Here is a 2,338-nt window from a genome sequence, read left to right on the forward strand (position 1 = left end):
AGTAGTCCATCTGGTAGCGATCGTCGAGAAATCCGTATGCTTCGTAGTCGCCCTCGACGCTCATCTGGCCTGACGGGTCCGATATGTCGACGTACACTATCCTCGTCGTCGGCTCTCCCCTGAGCTCGTCCCCCCAGTCGGGCTGCGCAACGAAGATCGCGCTCTCGGTCACATGAACCTGATTGTAGCTTCCGTTGAAGTCGATCGTCATCACCTCATTGACGTTCGTCGGATCGGAGATGTCGAAGGACGTGACGTGCGTCGTGTCCTCGCCCTCGGGGGAGAACCATCTCCACATATAGTCGTTCGAGGCGGCGTAGATGACGTTTCCGACTCCGCGCGTGTCCTGTACGTATCCGGGTATGCTGAGCTTGTCCACGATCTCTGGCGCCGTGAGGTTCGAGATGTCCACGACCACTATCTGGCTGCCTATGTGGAAATCACACACCTGGCGCACGTTCTCGAGCAGGTAGAGGTCGTACCAGTACTGATACCTGGCCTGCACGACGAGGTACGCGTTGTCCCCGACGATGTACATCTCAACCGGCTCGCCATAGACCCTCGCGCGCCCGAGGATGTCGGGCTCGTCAGGGTTTGAGACGTCCACGATAATCAGCCCGCGGTACGGGTTCAGGATGAAGTACGTGTCCCCGACAAGCTTGACAATGTCCGCTTCCTCCACATCCCTCGGCGGAACCGTGTTGGGCTCTGCGGCACCGAGAAGGGCCATGTCATCCATAGTCCGCATTCCGCCGTCCTCGTAGTACGGACCCTGCATCTGCAGCTCAGGATGCATGTTGATGTATTCCTGCGCCTCCTCCAGCGGGGCGTACCGCTTGATCTCGTCGATCGGTAGTTCCGTCACGAACTCGCCCGCTTGGCACGCATCCGCGCCCACGTCAGCCGCAGGGAGCGTGATCACCAGCCCCTCGTAACCGGGGGCGTCCGGATAGTCCGGCCCGCTGGGCTCGGCGGGGTTCATCAGGACGATGAGCCCGACGGGAGCCAGGACCGATGCGACGACCACTGCGCTCACAATCAACGCAAGTCTCTTGCTCGTAAGCCAACTGCCGACATTCTCACTATCTTTGCTCATTCAATACCTCCCATATCTTATGCAAATACATTCGATCGTCATGTTTCAACAACCTCCGCCATCGCCTCCTCGCCCTTGTCTAGCAATTCCACCTTGCCGTTCGCGGCATCGATGAGCTCCAACTCGCGAAGGACCTTCACGTTGTAGTGCACCCTCTGCCTGGAGGTTTCGAATTGCTTTGCGATCTCCGATTGGGTCATCGGCCCGTCGGCCCTCAGCACGTCAAGTATGGCATACTGCAGTCGTGACAGCACGAGCCGCTTCCCGGTCACAGGCGACCCGCTCAGGTAGAGCTGCCTGATGCGGCCCTCGCGGACGGACTTGATGAACCCGAGCCGCTCGAGGACCCACAGGTGGTAGGCGAGCGTCCCGTTCTTCAGGTCCAGGCTCTCGCGGACCCTGGTGAAGGTCATCCCCGGGTTGGCCTGGATGTATCCGTATATGCGCCCCCGCGTGAAGTGGTCGAGGGCCCTCTCTCGGGATATATGATAGAAGAGCGCGAGTCCGACCGCAAGTGAAATGGAGACCGTCAATGCGACTTGCATCCACGGGAAGTCGGTCACAAGGATACCTCCTCCTGACATGGCAAGGCTCGGACCGTCTTCGAACAGGATCTCTCCGGTCGTGGCGTCAATCCACAAATCGAGCTCCCAAGAGGACGCTCCATCCCCGCCGCCGAGTGTCTGACTGTCCGCCTGCGAGAGCTGCCATCGGACATTCACCAGGTAGACGAAGCTCGTTGCGTTGCGCACCGTCACGCCCGCCAACGTCGCTGCGGGGTCGAAGGCAGCATATCCGGCCTCGGCCCGCTGAACGGCGTTGTCAAGAGCCAACGAGGGGTCGATGTTAGGCGGGAGCAGTACGCGATACCATACGTGGAGCGTGACAGAGACCACGCGGAGGTCGTGGAGACGCACTCTCATGGAGAGCATGTTGAATAGGAAGGAGGGGCCCAGGTCCGTCGGCTCGTTCAGAAGCACATTGTCCTGCTCCTCACCCGACGGTGCGAGGTCGAATGAGAGTTCTCTCTCGATGTTCACCTCTGCGTTTATATCCGCCAGCCCGAGGTCGCTGGCGATCCTGCTCGCCACGTCCATGAGGTCGTCCGTCTCGGTCGAGTTGGCGAAGTAGGACGTGTTCCCCCTGAGCATCACCTCTCTCAGAATGCCAGTCTCGACGTAGCGCGCCTCCACTCGGCCATCGACCAGCGGGAGGACGTACATCTCCCTTGCCAGGAGGAAA

Annotated in this window: 2 protein-coding genes; both read right to left on the minus strand. The window is 60.1% G+C overall.

The window, feature by feature from the left end; all coding sequences use genetic code 11:
- On the minus strand, window positions 1-1,096 hold a 1,096-nt coding region (locus LN415_09765), incomplete at its 3' end, for a beta-propeller domain-containing protein (protein ID MCJ2557372.1).
- Between the two features lie 38 nt (window positions 1,097-1,134).
- Window positions 1,135-2,338, minus strand: a 1,204-nt coding sequence (locus LN415_09770) for a helix-turn-helix domain-containing protein (protein MCJ2557373.1), incomplete at its 5' end; no start/stop codon positions are given.

The organism is Candidatus Thermoplasmatota archaeon (genome assembly GCA_022848865.1).
Lineage (GTDB): Archaea > Thermoplasmatota > Thermoplasmata > RBG-16-68-12 > JAGMCJ01 > JAGMCJ01.